The organism is Mameliella sp. AT18 (assembly GCF_028807275.1).
Taxonomy (GTDB): domain Bacteria; phylum Pseudomonadota; class Alphaproteobacteria; order Rhodobacterales; family Rhodobacteraceae; genus Antarctobacter; species Antarctobacter albus.
In genome coordinates, this window is the sequence record NZ_JARAMO010000326.1 from 1 (window position 1) to 16,340 (window position 16,340).

At 60.8% G+C, this 16,340-nt stretch carries 17 protein-coding genes and 1 pseudogene; 3 read left to right on the plus strand and 15 right to left on the minus strand.

From position 1 onward, the window contains the following. Both PVW46_RS27730 and PVW46_RS27735 read right to left on the minus strand, forming a co-directional pair. On the minus strand, positions 1 to 310 hold a 310-nt coding region (locus tag PVW46_RS27730; RefSeq protein ID WP_274578279.1), incomplete at its 3' end, for a type II secretion system protein GspG. 252 nt (positions 311 to 562) lie between these two features. Beyond that, complete coding sequence (locus PVW46_RS27735) at positions 563 to 844, minus strand: hypothetical protein (protein WP_043144777.1); 282 nt, start codon at positions 842 to 844, stop codon at positions 563 to 565. 1 nt (position 845) lies between these two features. On the opposite strand from PVW46_RS27735, the gene PVW46_RS27740 reads away from it, so the two are divergent. After that, on the plus strand, positions 846 to 1,406 hold the full coding sequence (locus PVW46_RS27740) for a hypothetical protein (protein WP_043144778.1): 561 nt from the start codon (positions 846 to 848) through the stop codon (positions 1,404 to 1,406). Between the two features lie 224 nt (positions 1,407 to 1,630). Here the strand turns inward: PVW46_RS27740 and PVW46_RS27745 are convergent, their stop codons facing one another. Next, positions 1,631 to 1,858 (minus strand): hypothetical protein, encoded by a 228-nt coding sequence (locus PVW46_RS27745; protein WP_043144779.1) that lies wholly within the window; start codon positions 1,856 to 1,858, stop codon positions 1,631 to 1,633. 18 nt (positions 1,859 to 1,876) lie between these two features. Further along, positions 1,877 to 2,620: a DUF6972 family protein gene (locus PVW46_RS27750; RefSeq protein ID WP_274578280.1), complete on the minus strand. Its 744-nt coding sequence runs from the start codon at positions 2,618 to 2,620 to the stop codon at positions 1,877 to 1,879. Between the two features lie 96 nt (positions 2,621 to 2,716). On the opposite strand from PVW46_RS27750, the pseudogene PVW46_RS27755 reads away from it, so the two are divergent. Next, positions 2,717 to 2,892, plus strand: a pseudogene (locus PVW46_RS27755) (transposase); the annotation flags it as partial. Positions 2,893 to 3,011: 119 nt separating this feature from the next. On the opposite strand, the gene PVW46_RS27760 reads toward PVW46_RS27755, so the two are convergent. Continuing rightward, the gene (locus PVW46_RS27760; protein ID WP_069208587.1) at positions 3,012 to 4,436 is read right to left on the minus strand and encodes an FAD-binding oxidoreductase; all 1,425 of its coding nucleotides are present in this window, start codon (positions 4,434 to 4,436) and stop codon (positions 3,012 to 3,014) included. A 48-nt stretch (positions 4,437 to 4,484) separates the two neighbouring features. Between PVW46_RS27760 and PVW46_RS27765 the strand changes: the two genes are divergently transcribed. Next, a complete protein-coding gene (locus PVW46_RS27765) occupies positions 4,485 to 5,405 on the plus strand; it encodes a LysR family transcriptional regulator (protein ID WP_043144781.1) in 921 nt (306 codons plus the stop codon). 5 nt (positions 5,406 to 5,410) lie between these two features. Here the strand turns inward: PVW46_RS27765 and allE are convergent, their stop codons facing one another. The 10 genes from allE to PVW46_RS27815 form a co-directional block, all read right to left on the minus strand. Beyond that, positions 5,411 to 6,148, minus strand: a complete 738-nt coding sequence (allE, locus tag PVW46_RS27770) for a (S)-ureidoglycine aminohydrolase (protein WP_043144782.1) — start codon at positions 6,146 to 6,148, stop codon at positions 5,411 to 5,413. Then, the gene (locus PVW46_RS27775; RefSeq protein WP_043144783.1) at positions 6,145 to 7,275 is read right to left on the minus strand and encodes a M20 family metallopeptidase; all 1,131 of its coding nucleotides are present in this window, start codon (positions 7,273 to 7,275) and stop codon (positions 6,145 to 6,147) included. Before PVW46_RS27775 ends, allE begins: the two co-directional genes overlap by 4 nt. A 3-nt stretch (positions 7,276 to 7,278) precedes the next feature. Next, the gene (locus PVW46_RS27780) at positions 7,279 to 8,217 is read right to left on the minus strand and encodes a polysaccharide deacetylase family protein (protein ID WP_043144784.1); all 939 of its coding nucleotides are present in this window, start codon (positions 8,215 to 8,217) and stop codon (positions 7,279 to 7,281) included. Between the two features lie 3 nt (positions 8,218 to 8,220). Then, on the minus strand, positions 8,221 to 9,111 hold the full coding sequence (locus tag PVW46_RS27785; protein WP_043144785.1) for a polysaccharide deacetylase family protein: 891 nt from the start codon (positions 9,109 to 9,111) through the stop codon (positions 8,221 to 8,223). Continuing rightward, on the minus strand, positions 9,108 to 9,854 hold the full coding sequence (locus tag PVW46_RS27790) for an aspartate/glutamate racemase family protein (RefSeq protein WP_069208589.1): 747 nt from the start codon (positions 9,852 to 9,854) through the stop codon (positions 9,108 to 9,110). Before PVW46_RS27790 ends, PVW46_RS27785 begins: the two co-directional genes overlap by 4 nt. 36 nt (positions 9,855 to 9,890) lie before the next feature. Continuing rightward, positions 9,891 to 10,703 carry an ABC transporter permease gene (locus tag PVW46_RS27795; RefSeq protein ID WP_043144787.1) on the minus strand — a complete coding sequence of 271 codons (813 nt, stop codon included), beginning with the start codon at positions 10,701 to 10,703 and terminating at the stop codon, positions 9,891 to 9,893. Then, positions 10,700 to 11,554 (minus strand): ABC transporter permease, encoded by an 855-nt coding sequence (locus PVW46_RS27800; RefSeq protein ID WP_069208590.1) that lies wholly within the window; start codon positions 11,552 to 11,554, stop codon positions 10,700 to 10,702. Before PVW46_RS27800 ends, PVW46_RS27795 begins: the two co-directional genes overlap by 4 nt. Then, on the minus strand, positions 11,551 to 12,615 hold the full coding sequence (locus PVW46_RS27805; protein ID WP_069208591.1) for an ABC transporter ATP-binding protein: 1,065 nt from the start codon (positions 12,613 to 12,615) through the stop codon (positions 11,551 to 11,553). The genes PVW46_RS27800 and PVW46_RS27805 overlap by 4 nt, the downstream gene beginning before the upstream one ends. Positions 12,616 to 12,618: 3 nt before the next feature. Next, positions 12,619 to 13,650 carry an ABC transporter substrate-binding protein gene (locus tag PVW46_RS27810; RefSeq protein WP_069208592.1) on the minus strand — a complete coding sequence of 344 codons (1,032 nt, stop codon included), beginning with the start codon at positions 13,648 to 13,650 and terminating at the stop codon, positions 12,619 to 12,621. A gap of 111 nt (positions 13,651 to 13,761) precedes the next feature. After that, positions 13,762 to 15,408: a thiamine pyrophosphate-binding protein gene (locus PVW46_RS27815; RefSeq protein WP_069208666.1), complete on the minus strand. Its 1,647-nt coding sequence runs from the start codon at positions 15,406 to 15,408 to the stop codon at positions 13,762 to 13,764. Positions 15,409 to 16,340 lie beyond the last annotated feature (932 nt).

A 16,340-nucleotide genomic window follows, 5' to 3' on the forward strand; every position in this document is an offset into this window, starting at 1 on the left:
CCGGACCAATCAGCGGGGGCGGGTCAATATATGGCCCACGCCAGTCTGTCGTGCCACGTGGCGCCCGGATCAACGCCTCAAGACCCTCCGCCGGTGACGGTACCCGCCCCATATCAATGTAAAATAGTTGCACAGCGGCACGCAGGTTGCCCATCTGGATCAAAGCGGACTGCCCTTTGGCGCGCCCGAAACTGTCAATAAAGCGGGGTGCTGCGATGCCGATCACCAGTGCCATAATGGCCAGAACCACCATGACTTCCAAAAGGGACATGCCAGCACGAGGGTTCCGTTTGGCAAGCTTCACGGTCACGCCCCCCTACCTGTTCAATGAAAAACGGCAATACTCAGGATCACTCCGTATGCGATAAACGGTCCAAAGGGAACACCACCTGAGCTGCCTTGCCTCAAAATCGCAAAGGCTATTCCACCTATTGGCGCAATCAGGAATAGAGCCCAAAGACCCACCGGCCCCAAAAAGACCGCAGCCGCACCAATCAATTTGATATCCCCCCAGGCCAAGCGCCTCGGTGCCTTTCTTGCGAAAGTAGAGTTCACTGGAGGCCTATAGGATGGCTGTGATGACAGCTGCCGCGATCAGCGTTGGCCAGGCCGGGTCAGCGGAGCGTGCCAAACGTACCGCTCCGACACCAAGGATCCACAATGAGGCCAAATCCGGGATCTCTTGCGTGACAAGGTCATGATGAGCGCCGAGGATAAGCGCGGGAAGGGTCGCAATGAGATAGAGCGCGGCTCTTGGGTCTATCCAGATTAAGGAAAGAAGGGCGGTGATTGTGAAAAGGGCGGAAAGCGCCAACAGGCTGCGCGGGAAACGAAACTGGATCACGTTGCTGCCTGTTCTTCTGGCTTTTCTCAGCATAGCCTCGGTGCTCGCTGTGCTTCAAGCCCAGGAAATGGCGCAGATGCGTGTCAAGGGGCGGTTGATCGCCGAACATCGTGAGGCGATGGATCGGCGGGCATTGGACGCGCTGACTACAGGGGATCTGGGGCTGGCCATGATGGGGCTGGACGGCGGGGCGCTGCCTTTGGACAGCACGCCGATTGAGATGGACTTTGACGGGCGACGCTATGAGCTGCGCTTGCAGGATGTGGAGGGGTTGGTTGATCTCTACCTCGCCCCACCCGAGCTGTTGCGCGCGGTGGGATTGCCGGTAGATCGGATTTTGCGGGTGCGGCGGGAATTGGCGGAGACGGAACCTCTCGGGCGGTTGAGCAGTTTGGCGCAAACGATGAGCCGAATGAGGATTGAATGGGGGAAGGAGGGGATGGTGACGCAGTTGGCGCCAGGCGCCCCAAGTCGGGGTGCAATTTCAGCCAAATGTGATCAACCCGTCTCCCGAATCGTACTCGGGCAATTTTTTAACAGACATCGAAAAATAAGAAGGTGAGCTTTTCAAAGATTTTCAGATGATTCGCCCCCCTCCCCCCCCCCCCCCCTATCTTTGAGGCAAGTAGGTCGACGTAGGGGCCAGAAATCATAGCGAAAAATTCAAGTTGGATGCGCTGAATCAGCTCACAGCGCACAGAGCGCGCATTGCAAGGCCATCCAAGCAAAATGAGGAATCCATCTTTCAACGGATTTCGCAACATTGCCGCCCCGACCATTGGAATCTCACTTGTCTACTATTTCTCGTCCGACGACCTTAGAAAACTCATCTTCGCACAGAAAGTTTAAAGCGTCATCATAGGTGCGAAATTTTGCAACTATTTTTTCTATTTTCGGGTCAAAAACAATAAACCCCTCTGATGTCGACAATAAAAGGACCAAAACATATACCATATCAGGGCGCGCATCGGTCCATACCTCGTACCACTCAATGTCTTTTTCAACCGCTAACATCCCAAATCCCTTTATCCACTACCGGGCCGGATGCGTTCGCGGCACAACATGATAAGTGCCATCATTATACACCTTCAACTCTCCATAGCGCAAGCGGTTCGTAACAACACCATCTTTTATTCTGAATCCAATTGGCTTGTCAAAATACAAGCCATATCTCTCGTGACCGCGGGTTGAGCCCATATAGTTACCTCTTTTCAAAAGTTCATTCTGAACCCGACGCAACATTGCCATGTCATTAAATACATGAATTGATTCCCCTTTGGCTAACAATTTATCGGTTGCAGGAGTTCCGAGAAGGTGGTGGTCAATATAATTTTTACTTGCCTCCTTCAGATCAGCTCTATGGACCCCCGGGCGGGGGAATTTGCCTTCAAATATTTTTCGGGCGCGCGTGCCGGAAAAGGCAATGGCAGTTTCAACAACAAAGCTCTCCATATCCAGATGCCACCTTTGATCCGACGTTAGGCCAATTCGAGCCCGTCGATCGGCGGATCTTATTTCCAACGCCCGGGCCGCTCCGAGTAGAACGGCTATTCTGTCGGAAATTGCAGTGCTATTTCTAAGTGCCTTTGCTTCCGCCTCATGACGTTCTGCAAAATCTCGGTTCCTCTCGTCTGCCAAATTATCGTCTAAATGGTAGTCATCATATTCGTTCCCCCCTGGATCCTTCAAATTCACTGGATCGTTCGCCGAAAAGGCATACCTATTCGTCCCCACCCCCGCCTCGGTCACCTCAAACCAGTCGGGCTGGATGAACATACCCAGCTTAGGATCTGCTCTGCCCCCTGGAAACTGGACCATTTGAAACTGGAGTTTTCGGCTAAGTTGGCGTGGCTAGGAGAGGAGCGGAAACGCATGAAAGCATCGAAGTTCACGGAAGCGCAGAAGGCCTTCATCCTGAAGCGGGGCGGGCAAGGCACGCCGGTTGCGGAGATCTGCCGTAAGGCTGGGATCAGCTAGGTGACCTACTTGAACTGGAAGAAAAGTATGGCGGCTTGCTGCAGGACGAGATGCGCCGACGGAAGGCGCTAGGCTGACAAGAATCCTGACAGCTATCGCTGGAGGGCACATGCAGAGCCGCATCGCAGGGCTCTTGCCATGGAACCTCATTGCCAACGTGTAATCGGAGGAACACTGGCTACGGAAAGCTTCAGCTCTCCGGCACCCCGAAAAGCGCACCCGGGTTCAGAATCCCAAAGGGATCAAGCTGCCTTTTCAGGGTGTGCATGACCGCCATTTCTTCGCGGCTGCGGCTATGAGTGATCCATCGCACTTTCAGACGGCCAACTCCATGTTCCGCGGTCACCGCGCCATTCCAGTCACTGAGCAGCTCGTAAATGGCGGTCTCGATCCTTTCCTCTGCTTCGGCACTGCCGTCATGGGCAACCAGTAGATGCACATTTCCGTCTGCGACGTGACCGACCTTCAGCGTCCCCGCCGCGTCCTGAAGACCCTCAAGCAAGTCATCAGCGGACTCGCAAAACTTCCCGAGTTCTGACGGTGCAACAGCGATGTCGAAATTGATGTGGGGGCCAAAGTCCGGGTCGACTTCGCCGACGGCCTCGCGGATCCTCCACAAGGATTGAGTTTCCGCCAGAGACTTGGCAAGTACGCCGTCTTCGGCAAAGCCGTTTTCGAACAGTTCGGCGAAGAAGGTCTCCAGGGCGTCTTCTCCATTCGCATGATCGGTTTCGACTTCAATCAGCACATAGAAACCATGTTGCCCGCTGATTGCTGCCTCGGCGAGACTGGTTCGCCGGCACACGAAATCCCAATAGTCCGGCCACATGCCTTCAAAGGCGCAGATCCGCGATCCGAACCACCTGCGGGCGACGGACAGGCAGGATAGCGCCGCGGCGTGATCCGGAACGGCGATCAGTGCCAGCGCACTGTCGGGAACGTTCTGGCGCAATTGCAGCACCGCGCGTGTCACGACGCCCAGTGTGCCTTCGGACCCGATCAGGAGGTGTTTCAGATCGAGACCGGAATTGTCCTTCATCGTCTTGCCAAGGCGGGAAAGGATGGTGCCATCCGCCAGCACCGCTTCTAGCCCCAGCACGTTCTGCCGGGTCATTCCGTGCTGCAGCACACGGATGCCCCCCGCATTGGTGGCGATCGTCCCGCCGATCGTGGCTGTGCCCCGCGCGCCGATGTCGACCGGATAATCGAGCCCGGCTTCGCGGGCCGTGGTCTGAACTGTCTCCAGTGGCGTACCGGCCCAAACCGTCATCGTCATGCCCTGGCGGTCAAGTTCGATCACCCCGGTCATGCGTTCTGTCGACAGAACAACGGCGCCTGCCGGGCTGCTGGCGCCGCCAGACAGGCCGGTTCGGCCGCCTTGAGGCACCACGGCGATGCGATGGCGCGTACAAATCCTCAGCGCCTCCGCCACCTCTTCGGTGTTCGCTGGCCGCAGCACTGCAAGGGGGCGTGCCCCGATCAGACCTGACTGGTCCGATGCGTATCGGTCGCAATCGGCCGGTTCAGTCAGAACGGCCTTCGTGCCGAGCGCCGCTGCAAGTTCCGTCAGACCGGATGCGCAATCGGCGTCGAGTTGTATGCCAGCCTTCTTCATCTATGATGCGCTCCTTGTAAGATTCCTGCCGGATTCAGAGTGCCCGCCATGTCGTCCACCAAGATCCTCAGCCGCTTGCCCGGGCTTCGTCATTTCGTCGAGGTCGCGCGGCTGGGCTCGTTTCGGGCGGCGGCCGAAAAGCTGCATGTGGCGCCTTCGGCGGTCAGCAAGCAGATCAAGAACCTCGAGTTGAGCCTCGAAGTGGAGCTTTTTAGCCGGGATCGTGGGCGTAAGGGGCTGGAACTGACAGAGGCCGGGGAAATCCTGCTTTATCGATGTGCCTCCGTGCTCAACGAACTCAGCATCGCGACTGACGAGATCGGCCAGTTGCAGGGGTTGCAGCGTGGCCATCTGCGGTTGGGGGTCAACGAGGTGCTGGCCTCGGATCTCCTGCCCGGCATTTTGCGGGACATGAACCGAAATCATCCCAACCTGATGTTCACGATTTTCGTCGAGAACACTCCGGAAATCCTCAGGCGGATGCACGAGGGCGACATTGACATCGCGTTGGGTTACAACTTCCCGTCTTCCCCCGATCTCGAGACGCTGGCGACCTTGCACAGGCGCACCTACGTGATCACCGCGATGGATCACCCGATGGCGCGGATGCGCAGAATCCGATTGGAAGACATTTCTGGCGAAAGGTTCATCTTTCCCCATCACTCCATCGCGCTGCACCAGATGTTGCAGGACGCCCTGGTGCGCAACAATGTCGATGTTCGGGAAGTGCTGAACACCAACAGCTTTACTCTCCTGCGCCAGATGGTCGAGGACGGCATGGGGATTAGCATCGTCATCGGACGCTTCCTCCAGTACAAGCGTGAGAACATCGCCTTCATCGAGCTGGAGAACCCGTCGTTCGTCAGCAAGCCCCTTTCGTGTTGTCGTTTGGCGGGGCGCACTCCGACGGCATCTTCGGTGGCCTTTGCGGCGGCAATCAAGACGGTCTTCGCGCAATACGGCGGGTGATCCGGTCATCGCTCGGCCAGTGGTGAGCGGTTGTAGTTCTTGTAGATCAGGTAGCGCGACGGCTCTCGTCCCAGTGCCCCGAACCATTGGGGCACATGCGGGCCCATCCAGATCGCGTCGCCCGCCCCCACGGGATACCAGCGGTCGTCAAGCCGGTAGACGCCGCCCCCGTCCAGCATGAGCAAGCCGTGTTCCATGAAATGCGTCTCGACATATGCAAGCGAGGCGCCCGGGTGGAAGTTCATGATGTTGAACTCGCCATCGAAGGCAGGGTCGGTGGGCAGCATCTTCTGCACGATCAGCCAGTCATCCCCGCGCAGGGCTGTGCCCTCGATCCCGTCGACAGAGCCGAACATGGGGGCAGGGATGTCTCCCCGCGCCAGGAACTGCCATTCGAACAGGACAAAGCGCGTGTCAGAAGATGCGGACAGCAAGGCATCGTAAGCCGGCGGGAGGAAGGCATAGCCTTCCGGACCCAGCGTGTTGCCATCGGCAAAGGTCAGGGCACCTTCCAGTACGAAGACGAAGCGCGCTACGCCCTCAGTGGCGGTCCCGATGTCTGTCAGCCCTGCCTCGGCGCGGACAAGGGCCATCGCGAACTTGGCGCCCATATCGGGACTGATGAGAAAGGCTAGCTCGGCGCCCGGCCAATCCGGCTGGGTAATCCATTCATGGCTTTCCGGGGTGAGCAGGGCGTGATTGCGACGGATGTCGGAACGGGTCTGGCCAAAGTTGGGGGTCATCGGGGTTCTCCGGTCGGGCGCATGGCCGCGTAGGTCAGTATCAGGTCGCGCAGCAGCGCTTTGCGGCGTGCCAACGGTGAAACGAGGATGTGTTCTTGCGGCGAATGCCAGTCGTTGCCGACCGCGCCCAGGCCATCCAGCGTGGGCACGCCGACGGCGCAGGTGAAATTGCCGTCGCTCCCGCCGCCGGACCGGGTCTCGATCATCGGCGCGCCGAGCCCTGCGTTGATTTCGGCGGCCCGTGTGAACATGGCAAGGGTTGCCGGCGTGCGGGCAAGGCAGGGCTTCTCGATCTCTCCCGACAGAGTGATCGTCACGTCGGGGTCGGTCGCGGTCAGCCCACGCAAGCGCGTCTCCACTGCCTGCCCGAGCGTGTCATCGGCAAAGCGCACGTCGATGTCGCAGGCGGCATGACCCGCAACCACGTTCGGCTCGGTTCCGCCGCGCACACGTCCCACGTTCACCGTGGTTTCGGTCTCGAGGTCGGTCAGGCTTTCCAACCTGCCGATGGTGCGGGCCATTTCCAGGATGGCCGAGCGCCCGTCTGCAAAGGCGGAACCTGCGTGGCTTTCGCGTCCGTGAAAGTCCAGCGTGTACTTGGCGCGGCCCTTGCGAAAGGTAATTGCTTCGTCGCCGCGCGCGGGTTCCGGGATCAGCGCCGCGCCGTGTTTCCGGGCCTCGGCCTGGATCAGTCCGTGCGAAGTGGGCGAGCCGATCTCCTCGTCTGAATTGTAGATCAGGGTGACCGGGCCGGGCAGGGCGGTGCCGCTCTCCACGATGTCGCGCATCGCGCAAAGCGCGAGATACCCGCCCCCCTTCATGTCGGCGATGCCCGGGCCGTATTGCCGGTCGCCGTCGCGTCGGATCTCTACCGTGCCGGGGGCGCAAACCGTGTCGATATGACTGGTCACCAGAACGCCGGGGCCGTCCCCACCGGAAAAGCGGGCAACGAGGTGGTCACCCATGCCATCGCGGCCGGGGATACGCTCTATCTCGCAGCCAAGCGGGGCAAGTTCCGAGGCGATCAGATCGACCAGTGACGATATGGTTTCGACCGAGCCGGTGGGCGTGTCGATCTCGACCCAGCGCAGCAGGCCGCTCAGGATGTCTTCGCTATCCGTTTTCATTGTTCAGCTCAGGCTGTCCGCGTAGTCCCGCCAGATAGAAGGCGCGAGCCTGAGATGGGTCGCGACGGGGTGGTGTGCCTCCCAGTGCTCTGCGATTTCGGCGCCGGTGACTGCCCAGACGCCGGGGTGCGCCAAAGCATCGCGCAGGAAGCTTGCGAGGTTCTCAAAGCGGTGGCCCCAGCCGGACCGGGCGGGGGAGACGCAGAGGTTGAAGTAGCGACCGCGCCGGTATTGCGCGCGGAACTCTGCCTGCCAGTTGCGCAGCAGCGCCGCGGGCCGTTCCAGCCCGGTGCCTTCGCGGGGGAACATCAGGAAGAAGGTGTCGTCGAAATGATAGTAGTAGGGCAGGGCGAGCAGTGCCTCGGCCTTGCCGGCATCGGTGACCCAATAATAGGGGGCATCGTCCGCGAGCCCGTTTCCGATATAGGCGTAGCCTTGTGCCTTCATCAGGGCGACGGTGTCATCCGTTGCACATCCGGTAGCGGCGCGATCATCGGGATGCGATAGGGCGAACCAGCCCTTCGGTGCGGTCCCGGTGACGCGGGTCAGGATCTCTGTGGCGCGCTCCATGTGCGCCGCTTCCTGACCGGGCGCCAGAGTTGCGGGGTCCTCGCCCAAAAGCCCCTGGGCGGCGATTTCATGCCCCTGATCCAGGATGCGCGCAATCACGTCCGGGTAGGCCTCGGCGACGAGGGCCGGGGTGGCGAAGGTGGCGCGGATGCCCAGTTCGGCGAAAAGCCCCAGAAAGGCGTCCAGCCCCTCGTTCAGACCGAAGTGCCAGGTCGGATAGGCAAGGTCCTTGGCGGTGATGCCCCTGGCCGTTCCGGCGGGATTCAGATTGACCGTCAGGCCAAGCGCCATCTGTTGCCCTTGGGGCCAGACCACGTCGCCATCGCGGATGCCGATTTCGTCGGAGGTGGTGTAGTTGTCTTTCCAGGGCATGGGTTACTCCGACTGGTCTTTCAGGGGGTGCTGGGCAAGCACGTGCTGGGCGAGTTCGTCGCACGTGGGGAACCAGACACCGGGCAGGGTTTTCATCCGCTGGATCAGGCGTTGGATCATGTCGACCCGCATGGCGTGGCCCGAGACGAATGGGTGCAGCAGGAAGTTGACGTAGCCTCCCTGCCTGTACTGCTGTTCAAAGGCGTCCCACCAGATCTCGAACACCTCGTCCACGTCCATGACACGCTGCGCCTGGTTCGGCGTGTCGAGCCAGCCGAAGCTGAAAAACATCGCATCGTCCAGCGCGTAGTGGAAAGGCAGTTGCAGGATCGGGTTCCTGCCCTCGGCGTCCAATTCGTAGAAGGGCATGTAACTGGCGGAGGTGAAGGAATTGTAGACCACGCCCTTGGATTTCAGCAGGCCCGGGGTGTGGCTGGAGCGGGTGCCGGTGACAGGTTTTCCGGCGATGGCGGACAGTGCGGCAAGCGTGCGGGACAGATGGGCGTCTTCGATGGCCGGGTCGGCATAGACTTCGTGTTCCCACATATGATCGGCTAACTCGTGGCCGCACGCGACGACATGGTGCAGCACATCGGGGTAAAGCTCGCAGATGCGCCCGGGTGTGAAGAGCGTGACCTTCACCTCCTCCTCGTCGAACATCTCCATGATCCGCCAGACACCAACCCGACCGCCGAACTCGCCCTTGGCCCTCTGGCCCCAGGGTTCGTTCAGCAAGCGCCGCAGTAGCATGGCGTCGAAATCGAGCGTGAAATTGACGGCGATCTTGACGCCTTCGGGGTATGCGAAATCCGGGATGGGTATCCGCCGGCGACGCTGAAAACGCGCGGCATCGACAAGGCTCTGGAACGCATCGGGAGGGGTGGTTTGGTTCATTCTGCACTCCGGAGTTGAGAGGTTTCTGCGCGGGGCAGGCCAGCGCGGTACTGGATCACGGCTTCGGCGGCCTTCAGCCCGGCGATCACGGGGTTTACGACGGGAACGCCGGTGGCTCGCGCGAGCCGTTCCGGCAGGCCCGGGGTAAAGGAAAGGGCGAAGCAGCCCAGCACAAGCACATCGGCGCCCTGGGCCACGCAAGCACGGGCGCGGTCGATGACGGTGGGCAGGTGGCTTTCGGGGGCGCGGTTGAGATCGGCCACCGAGCAGCCCACCGTGACCTCGGAGACGAAACTTCCCTCGACGCCGATGCCGCGGATCCGGCGACGCAGGCCGGGGGGTGTCGGGTCGGATGACAGGACGGAAAAACGCTCCCCCAATTGCACGGCGGCCAGAATGCCGGCCTCACCCGGACCGATGACGGGCAGGCCGGAGACCTCGGACAGCGCGTCGACGCCGGGATCGCTGAAGCAACCGATCAGGACCGCCTCGATACCCGCACCTGCCCATGTGGCGGCGGAGTCGCGCAGGGCCGGAAAGACCAATGCTGCGTCGGAGGCGGATTCGATCGCGGCCGGTCCCGTTTCGGGCGAGGCGATGTCTACCTGCAGAGAGGGCGCCCACGCCTGCATCATCCGCTGCCTGCGCGCCACGACCTCGGGTCCCCGGGTCAGGTGCAACGGGCTGGCGAGCTGGTACAGGACGCGCGGGCGCGCGGGTATGCTGTCCGATGGATCGGGCATCGGGAGAACTTTCTGTTGTGGCCGACTGAAACCGGGTCAGAAGGCGCGTTGCAGGCCGACGAGTTTCTGAACAATCGCCACGCCCAGGATCGACAAGAGGATCGACAGGGTGGCGGCGGCGGCCGCAGTGGGCTTGAACTCGTAAGTCAGGAAATCAAACAGGGCGAGCGGAAGCGTGTTCCCGCCCAGCGGCTTGAGAAGCAGCGAGATGGTGTAGAGATCGAAACTGTTGATGAAGGCAAAGATCCCGCCCATCGCCAGTCCCGGCATCACCAATGGCAGGATCACCAGGCGGAAGGTTTGCCACCCCGTCGCGCCCAGGCTGGCCGAGGCCTCTTCCAATGACGCGGGTACCTGCCGCATGGCGGCGGCAATGGAGACATAGGCATAGGGAAAGGACATCAGGATATGGCCCATCTGCAGGCCGACCACGGTCTTGCCCAGTTCGATCTTGTAGAGGAAGAACAGCAAGCCCACAGCCGTCAGCAGTTCGGGCACCAGCAGTGGCAGCGTCATGCCCAGCTGGAACCAGCCCGACAACCGGCCAGAGATCGCCTGTCCCGCCAGCGCGGCCATCATGGCGACGGTCATGGTGACCACCGCGGTGATCGCGCCGATACGCAGCGACATCAGCAGTCCGTCGACCAGGTCCTGGCGCTCGAAAAACTCGAAATACCATTTCAGGGACAGACCCTGCGGCGGAAAGTCGATCAGCAGTCCGCCGGTGAAGGATGCGCCGACGATCATGACCAGCGGGGCCATCAGAAAGACGTAAAGCAAGATGATCAGGATGCCAAAGGCGATGTTGACGGGCCTCTGGTGGCTGAAGGCGGAAGTTGCGTCACTCATGCCTTGGACCTTTCCATCAGTTTCGCAGTCAGTGCGGTGAAGATCGCCACGACAATGACGGTCGAGAGGGAGAGCACGATCGCGAGGGCCGAGCCGAAGGGCCATTGGAAGGTGCCCGTCAGTTCCCCAATGATGAGGGTCGGCATGTAGCTGACCATCTGCCCACCCAGCAGCGCAGGCGTCACAAAGGCGGCGACGGCCAGGACATAGACGAGGATGACCCCAGGATAGATTCCGGGAAAGCTGAGCGGAAGGATGATGTCCCGAAACACGTCGCGGCGGCTGGCACCCATAGAGGTCGATGCCTCGATCAGGGTGGGCGAGATGTTACGCAAGGCATTGTTGATCGGCAGCACCATGAAGGGAACGAAGACGTGGACCAGGGCCAGAATTACCAACCCCTGGGTGAACAGCAGCCGCAGTGGACGCTCGATGATGCCCAGGGCCATCAGTGTCTCATTCAGCGGGCCATTGAGAGCGGCCACGATCATCCAGCCGAAATTGCGGACCAGCACGCCGGTCATCAGCGGGGAGGCGATGCAGGCGTAGAGGAAGACGGCTTTCATTCCCTTGGCTTTCGACATGTGCCAAGCGATCGGGTAGCTGACCAGAAGGCAGAGTACCGTCACCGTGGCCGCGGTCAAAAGCGAGCGCACAAGGACGCCCCAGTAGTAGGCATCGCCGAAGATACGGCTGTAGTGTGCCAGGGTGTAATCCTCGCCGAAAGGCTCAGACGTTCCGGTTGTGCGAAAACTCATCTCGGCCATGTTCGTGATCGGAAGGATCATGAACACGAAGATCAGGGCGATGGCGGGGACCGCCAGAAGCAGCCTGGGGTTGGGCAGTCTCATGGCGCGACCTTGGGCATCAACCAGGCGTGGCTGCGGTCGATTGCGATGCCGACCGCATCGCCAGTGGTGACTTGCGTGTTGGGTTCGGCTGACAGTTTCAGGATGCTGTCATCGGGCAAGGTAATTTCGCAATGAAGCGCAGACCCAAGAAAGGCCGATTTCGTCACCGTGCCCCGGAAGGTGCCGGACTCCGGCATGGTTAGCTCCAGGGCTTCGGGGCGCAGCAGCAGTTCGGCCGGGGCGCCGGAGGCGATCCCGGGCACGCCACCCAGTTCAAGTGTCGTGCCGGCGACGGCGATGGCATAGCGGCCGTCACCTTGTGGCGTGACATCGGTGCAGGAAAGGAAATTCGCCTCGCCCGTGAAATCGGCGACGTAGCGTTCAGTCGGTTTCTGGTAGATCTCGCGCGGGGTGGCGAACTGCGCAACGCGGCCCGCCTTCATCACCGCGACCATGTCCGACATGGCCATAGCCTCGGATTGGTCGTGGGTGACGTAGAATGCGGTAATCCCGGATTGTTGCTGCAGGTCGCGGATCAGCCAGCGGACCTCGTCGCGCAACCGGGCGTCAAGGTTTGCCAGCGGTTCGTCCAGCAGAAGCAATTTGGGTTTGAGTACCAGTGCGCGGGCCAAGGCCACACGTTGCTGTTGTCCGCCCGAGATTTCCCGCGGGAGGCGGTCACTCAGACCGTCAAGGCGCACGAGGTCCATCACTTCGTTGACGCGGCTGGTCAGTTCGGACTTCGATACCTTCTGGAGTTTTAGCCCGTAGCCGATATTCTCGGCTACGGTCATATGCGGAAACAGGGCGTAGTTCTGAAAGACCACGCCGAAACCGCGACGGTTGGCAGGGGTCGAAAGGATGGATTCTCCCGCTACCGTGATTTCCCCACCGTTGGGTTCGAGGAAGCCCGCAAGACACCGAAGCGTGGTGCTCTTGCCGCATCCCGAAGGCCCAAGCAGCGTCACCAGTTGGCCGGATTCGGCCTTGAGTGACACGCCGTCGAGCGCAAGAAAATTGTGGTACCGCTTGCGCAGATCCCTGACTTCAACCGTCGCCATAACTCAGATCGTCCGTTCCCAGAGGTCGTTCAAGCCCGGCATGATGGCAAGAGTCTCGTCCCAGTCAAATCGGATTGCCTGGCTGACCACCTCGGGTTGCAGCGGCCATTTCTGCAGTTCCTCGGGCAGTTCCACGGTCTTGTTCGTCGGGGCAATGAGCCAGTTCTCTGCCATCCAGAGTTGGATTTCGGGAGATAGGACAAAGTTGATGTAGTCGAAGCCCAGTTGCTTGTCGGGGTGGTTCTTGAAGACCGAGAAGGAGTGATCGAAGACCAGCATGCCTTCTTCGGGCACGACGTAGTCGATCGGCACGCCCTGTTCCTGCATGGTCTTGACTTCGCCCAGGTCGATCGGTGCAACCGAGATTTGGCCCTGGGTGAGAAGCGGGGTCAGCTGCGCCGAGTAACCGATCTGCGGGAACGGCGAGAGTTCCTTGAACTTCGCAACGGCGGTTTCGACGTCGTCACGTCCCGAGCCGAAGTGCTCGCCCGCCCACATGGCCATCATGGTCGCGGCGGAGTTGGTGATCTTGTACAGGCCCAACTGCCCCTTGAAACGGTCATCCCAGAGGTCGGCCCAGCCCTTCGGAGGCTCGGACACAAGGTCGGTGCGGTAGGCGATGACCAGCGGCGCCAGCATGCCGGTGACTGCAGTGTTGCCCTTCAGGATCGCGGGTTCGATCACGTCGGCCATGTTCGGCACGTTCTCCGGCGTCAGCACGGCGAAGTAGTCGTCGTTGCGGATCATCGCGGTGTATTTTTCGTTCAGCATGACGGCGGGGAACGGCGGGTTCTCCGGGCCGGCCGCGCGGAAGCTCGAGATCCAGGCCATGCCGAGACCGATATCCAGGTCGAAATCGCGGCCGATCTGTTCCGCGAATTTCGGCATCACATGCTGGCGCCAGTCGTGTTCCCAGCGGCCGCCGAACATGTTGACGATAAATGTGTTGGACTGCGCAAAGGCGGGCAGTCCGACGGCGCCGAGAGCGGCGGCACCGGCGGAGGTCTTTAGAAAGTTTCGACGGGAAAGTGTCATTCGTGGTCTCCTGTTGGGGTTGGCGTTCATTCTCGATTGCGGAGCTGCCGGGGGAGGAGCCAGCATACCCCTTGTGGCCCGCCCCTGGTGAGGACGGGATCTCGTGGGCGGCTACATCTCGATTTTCTCAGGGTCGAGCCGAAGGTCGATCAGTATGGGACGGTCCCGTGTCGCGATGGCGGCACAGGCCGCATCCAGGCTTTGCATGTCTTCGACCCGGATCGCATTCAGCCCCAGGGCCGTTGCGGCGGCCACAAAGTCTATCCTGGCGATCATCGAGAGGCCGGGTTTCATCTTTCTGTTGGTGAACTGGACATGCTCTGCGCCATAGCTGCCGTCGTTGCAGATGATTGCGACGAGGTCGACGTTTTCCTGCACCGCCGTGATCAACTCGCTGAGACCGGAGAGCGCGAAGCCTCCGTCGCCGGCAACGAGAACTGTGGGTCGGTCATCTATTGCTGTCGCGGTCCCAATGGCCTGACCCATGGCGCAGCCGATGGCACCAAAGTGCGAGGTATACACAAGGTCCTGCGGGCGTGTGACCGGCATGTTACGCCACGCGGTGGTGACGAAACGCCCAAGGTCCGCCACCAGAACGCGGTCCTGCGGCAACGCTTGGTGCAGGCGGCGCAGAGCCGGAACCATGTCGACGGTGCCATTCGCGGTGGCAGAAGCGGCGGGAAGCCGGGCAAAGTTCTCGGCCTCGCCCCGCAGCCGCGCAGCGAGATCGGCGTCACATGCGCCCGATCCCGGGATCTCTGCCATGTCGAGCAACTCAGTGATGGCATCGGCCGTGCCGGCGATGTCGCCGATCAGCCGCAATGTCGGATCATCCAGACGCGGGTTCTCTTCGACATCGGGAAGAACTTGAACAACCCGCTTGCCCTTGGTGTAGGCACGTTCTTCCGTGGTGTGCTTGCTCAGGCTCGCGCCGAAGGCGACTATGCAGTCCGACTGCATTATGACCTCGGTTGCGGTCGGGTGGCTCAGGCCACCGCAGATGCCCAGGTCGAATGGCTCTCCGCGGAAAAGCCCCTGGGCTTTCAGCGTGGTGGCCACTGGAGCTTCGATCCGGGCGGCCAGTCTCAGCAAGGCAGAACGGGCCTCGGAACCGATAGCGCCGCGGCCGGCCAGGATCAAAGGGCGGCGAGCGGAAGCCAGCATGCCGGCCGCTTCTTCCAACGCCCCGCCCGAGGCAGGCGCGGTGGCAAAATCGAGAACGGGTGTCACTTTCTCCCCGCCTGGGACGGTTGCCCACTGCAGGTCTACCCGCATGTTGAAGACGACCGGGCACCGGCGATGCGCTGCGATCCGAAACGCGCGGTCAAGGTCCTGTATTGCGGTCTCGGGACGGCGCATCTCGACGAAAACCGCTCCTGTACCTGCGACGACCTCACGCTGATCTATCTTCTGCAGGTGCTGCAGGTCGCCCGGAGGAGTGTCGCCGCAGAGCAGTACGAGCGGAATGCCGCCGCGCGCAGCCTCGGCCAATGCGGTGGATACATTCGTGAGTGCCGGGCCGTGGGTGATCGTGGCGACCCCGGTGCGCCCAGTGGTCTGGGCAAAACCGATCGCGGCGAGAACCGCGTTCGCTTCGTGCGTGCAAGGCACGTAGCGGCCCAGTCCGGCATCGACATATGAATCCACCATGAACAAGTTCGCATCTCCGACAAGACCGTAAAGATGGGTCACACCGTGACCCACGATGGCCTGCGCGAGTCGCTGATGCAGCTTCATGGGTTGGACCGTGTCTTTCATGATGTGCCGTTCGAAGTTGCCGCTTGATACCTGTCTAATACTTGCCTCCATTTGGTGAAAAAAGATCATTATAGGAATGAGTATGGTTCCAAAAAGTGTTCGGCATGTTGCTGCAGTGCCGTTGGTTTCTTCTTTTCTGGAACTGAAAGGCGGGGCTGTTGTAGAGCATCGCTTGCGGATCAAAGCCGCAGATGACGCAATACCCGATGCTATCAAATCGTTCGAAAATGATTGTTCGTCAAAACGTTACGGAGAGTAATGCGTCCGAGGTCGCCGAAAGCCACCATAGATGAGCACAGCCTTCGCCCCCTCTATTCGAACAGAGGGGGCGAAGGACTTCGAACTATGCCGGTGACGCGTTGCATTAAGGATGCCGCTTGCAGAGATAAGTGCAATGGCGCGCCTCTGGGGCCCGGAAAAGGCTGTGGGTCTTGGGTCCCGTCGAAGTCCTAGGGTTGCCCCGGTCCTCAAAGAGGATGCCTCGGGGCGCCGGCACTGTCCGGAGAACAAACCTGCCGTTTTCGTCTTGCTGCCGGTGTAGGGCCTGCCCGCTACCTGCGCGATCCTTGCGTCAACCCTGCCTGACCCTTCCCTCGGCCTTACCTCTGCCCTGCGCAGACGGGCAAACGGCCTGCATAACCCTTCCGCGCGGCAGGGGCGGGGGGATCAATCGAAAGCCCGGATGCAGCAAAATCAATGACTTAAGTAAAGCTCTCGTTGCGACGTCCTTGCCCTGCCATCCAAGTACTTTTCAGCGCGAAAGTGCGAGAAAAACTCGCTCAGCTATGGCGTTGCGCCACAAGCTTTAGGCCGCTCACCAGCGCGCGTTCGGCCATAGCGGACAGCATGAAGGATCGCCTCCAGCGACGCGTGTAGCCAGCCTGGCGCGTAACCAAGACTGTGTAGAGAGATCAGGGGTACGACAGCCGAGA